This is a genomic window from Microbacterium paludicola (assembly GCF_039529675.1).
GTDB lineage: Bacteria > Actinomycetota > Actinomycetes > Actinomycetales > Microbacteriaceae > Microbacterium > Microbacterium paludicola.
The window spans coordinates 1-3,202 of record NZ_BAAANG010000054.1 but is presented as its reverse complement, the minus strand read 5'-3'; the positions used below and the strand labels follow the sequence as shown (position 1 = coordinate 3,202).

Below are 3,202 nucleotides of genomic sequence, written 5' to 3'. Positions count from 1 at the left end.
TCCGTTTCTGCAGCTTCACGAACGCCGGGATTCGGCAGCGGCGGGCCCAGCTGATCCGCCGGTCGAGCCGGTGGATGAGCGTGCCGCCGAGCACGAGCAGCAGGGCCAGACCGCCGCCGAGGATGAGCAGCTGCGGCAGGCCGAGGCCGACGCCGTCGACGATGGGCACGATCACCGCATCGCCGAGGGCGAGCAGCCCGTGCTGGACGGCCCAATCGCGGGCGGGTTCGAGGAACATCCCCGCGAACATGCCGCTGCTGACGGCGCCGGCGAGCAGCATGAAGAGGGTGATCAGGTCGTCGTCGTTGTCGCGCATGCGCTCTCTCCTGTCTCAGTCGCCGGTGGGTCGGCGGACGGTGACGGCGGCTGAGTCGGGCAGCGAGACGCCGCCCGGTTCGCCGGTTTCGAAGTGGCGGTAGTCGATGCAGAGGTAGTCGTCCTCGACGATGTCCTCCTCGATGGACTCGACCACGCCCCACATCTCGAGGTCCTCGTCGACGACGATGAGATCGCCGATCCCGATCTGGCCGATCGGTTCCTCCAGCGCGGGCCCGTACCCCTCGAACAGGTCTGCCTCGGTTGCAGGCTCGGCGTCATCGACGTCGGGCTCGCTGGGCTCGAAGCGGATCTTGGCGGGGATCGGCACGACGTTCGACGGCAGACCCCGTCGTGAGGCCGGCGCGGCCGGGAGGTCCGGCAGCTCGTCGGTGAGGCTCGGTGTCCAGTCGACGATCGGAGCCGAGACCCACTCGGTGTAGGACGGCATGGCGAGCTCCTCGCCCTCGTCGTCGTAGACGGGCTCGGGCGGGCGGATCGCCTTCCGGGTGTAGGTGACGATCGTTGCTTCTCGGATCCGGGCCAGGTGCGCAAGATCCTCGGTGTCGTCGGCACCAACCTTCTGCGGATCCGGCGTGTAGAACGCCTGCGCCTCGACCGGCAGCGACTCGGCATTGAGCGTGACACCGCGACCCTGCTTGTTGCGCGGGATCGCGACGCCGACGGCGAAGCTGTCCCACATCATGTTCGCGCCCTGCGGGGAGAGGCGGCCGAGCGAGTAGCGGGCTCCGAAGTTGTCTCGCATCTCACCGCCGACGAACTCGACGTCGGGGCGCTGCAGGCCGAGCACCAGGTGGATCTTCGCGGAGCGCGCCAGGCGGGCCAGGTCCGGCAGCAGATCCAGCACGGGCGGCTGAGTCGGGTCACCCTTCTGCTTGACGGTCTTGTACCAGCGGATCACGCGGGCCTTGAACGTGGCGTACTCGTCGATGATCACCGCGAGGGGCTCGAAGTCAGCGACGGTGGCCTTGCCCTCCTCGATCAGCGAGTACCGCTCCTCCATGAGCTCGTGCGCCGCGTGCAGCATGCGCACCTGGTCCTCGATGCGGGAGGCGACCAGCTCGACGTTCGGCCAGTCCCGGAACCCGGCGAACTCGATTCGCTTGCCGTCCAGCACCCAGATCCGCCATCGGGCGTTGGCGAGGTGGGTCAGGATCGTGTGCTCGAGCGACGTCTTTCCTGAGCCGGTACCGCCGGCAATGAGGAGGTGCGGCGAGACGGACGGCTGCCAGCACTGCGTGCGTCCGTCCTCGTCGACGCCGATGGGGATCTTGAACGCCTTGTAGACGGCGTGGGTCTGCTTCTCCTGCGGGCCGTCGACCTCGTGACGGACCATGTCCGGCAGCTCGGGCCGGATCTCGAACATCACGGTGTCGGCCTCGAGGTCCCAGCGCGCGCGCCACCGGCCGGGGAGCATCTGGCTGAGGGTGCGTTCGATCTGGCTGCGGCGGGCGCCCTGCGAGATCCGCGGGCCCACGTTGTGCTTGACGTCGATGCGCTGCAGCTGCCCGAACGAGTCGAGCGTGATCTTGGTGGAGGCACTCTCCCCCAGCAGCGCCGCGACGACTTTCTCGGCCCGCTCGTGCGTCTTGGTCTTCTTCTCGCTGGTGGTCAGCTCGAGCTCGAGGAGGCACCGGCGCACGTTGTGCCGGCGCACCTTGTACGAAAGGCCCATCCGGCGCGAGAAGCTCTCGACCACCCGTGGGACGAACCGCTCCTCGTCGTCGTCGATGTCCGCTGCGTACCGGATCAGCACCCGCTGCGGGTTGCCGACCCATCCCCGCGTCCATCGACGCACCTTGACGAGATCCCGACTGGGGACGCGGGCGCCGAGCATCGGCATGACCGCCTGGATGCCCGGCTCGATCCGGCTGCCGCGCATGAAGGTGCGCACCGCTGAGCTCACCATCGCCGCCGCGAGCACGCCGGCGCAGATCCAGATCGGCACGATCCACTCGGTGTGCTCGTCGATCAGCAGCAGAACGCCGTGAGCGACGACGGCGAGAGCGAGAAGGACAGCCACACTGCCCAGGCCGGCGATCCGCCGCGGCGGGAGCACGCTCAACGGCTGCGCCTTCGGCGCGCGCGGGCGGGACGCGGTGAGGCTCATGCTCGGGCCCTCGGAGGAATGACCGGCTCCGGATCCAGCAGCTCGGCGATCTCCGCTCGCACGGACGCGAGGTCCTCCTCGAGCTGCGCCCACTCCGCGATCCTGCGCGCGGTGACGGTGACGGCTCGCTCACGCTCACGACGCGCGATGTCGCATTCGACACGGAGCGAGATCTCGCGTAGGCGCGCGTAGGGTCGTTCGAACCTGGCCCGGATCTTCGAGCACCTCGCCAGCAGCATCCGCAGATGCTTCTCGACGTCGGGGTTGCGGATCGCGGTCTCGGCCCGCTCCACCAGACTCGCCCGCAGCGGCGGGGCGCTAAGCGGGGCGGTGTACTCCTGGCGTCGACGCGACGTCGGCTTGAGCTCGTCCATCGAAGATCCTCCTGTTCGCTCACCCCTATAGGTGAGCCCGGAGGCCCCCGTCTGACAGCCGTTCAGAGATCCAGGCCTCGCCGCGCGCCGCGCTGTGATCAGGTGACGCAGGGGCGATGCAGGGTGGGCATCGGCCCTGCATCGCCCCTGCATTCGTGTCCGATGACAGTGGATTTGTAGTTCGTGGCATTGATCTTGTGTTCGAGAACCGCGGGATTCCGCGATGGTCGAACGACGTCCCCGCTGAGTACCCGACGTTCCGTGCCATCGATTGTGTGGATCGGCGGAGCGGAGCGACAATCGCGGCCGGAGCGGGCTCCCAGTGAGAACCTGGTGCTGGTGATGTAACGCTTTGCCTGTCAGTGGACATGAACGTGGTGTT

3 protein-coding genes are annotated in these 3,202 nt (G+C 68.2%); all 3 read right to left on the bottom strand.

Annotated elements, in window-relative coordinates; translation table 11 throughout:
- Positions 1 to 316, bottom strand: a 316-nt coding sequence (locus ABD161_RS15610) for a hypothetical protein (RefSeq protein ID WP_344005072.1), incomplete at its 3' end; no start/stop codon positions are given.
- A 15-nt stretch (positions 317 to 331) separates the two neighbouring features.
- Complete coding sequence (locus ABD161_RS15605; RefSeq protein WP_344005069.1) at positions 332 to 2,446, bottom strand: FtsK/SpoIIIE domain-containing protein; 2,115 nt, start codon at positions 2,444 to 2,446, stop codon at positions 332 to 334.
- The gene (locus ABD161_RS15600; RefSeq protein ID WP_344005066.1) at positions 2,443 to 2,820 is read right to left on the bottom strand and encodes a hypothetical protein; all 378 of its coding nucleotides are present in this window, start codon (positions 2,818 to 2,820) and stop codon (positions 2,443 to 2,445) included. Before ABD161_RS15600 ends, ABD161_RS15605 begins: the two co-directional genes overlap by 4 nt.
- Positions 2,821 to 3,202: the final 382 nt, after the last annotated feature.

Excerpts from the sequence above, each read along its gene's own strand:
- ABD161_RS15600 (WP_344005066.1), bottom strand. The coding sequence starts at position 2,820 with ATGGACGAGCTCAAGCCGACGTCGCGTCGACGCCAGGAGTACACCGCC.
- ABD161_RS15605 (WP_344005069.1), bottom strand. The coding sequence starts at position 2,446 with ATGAGCCTCACCGCGTCCCGCCCGCGCGCGCCGAAGGCGCAGCCGTTG.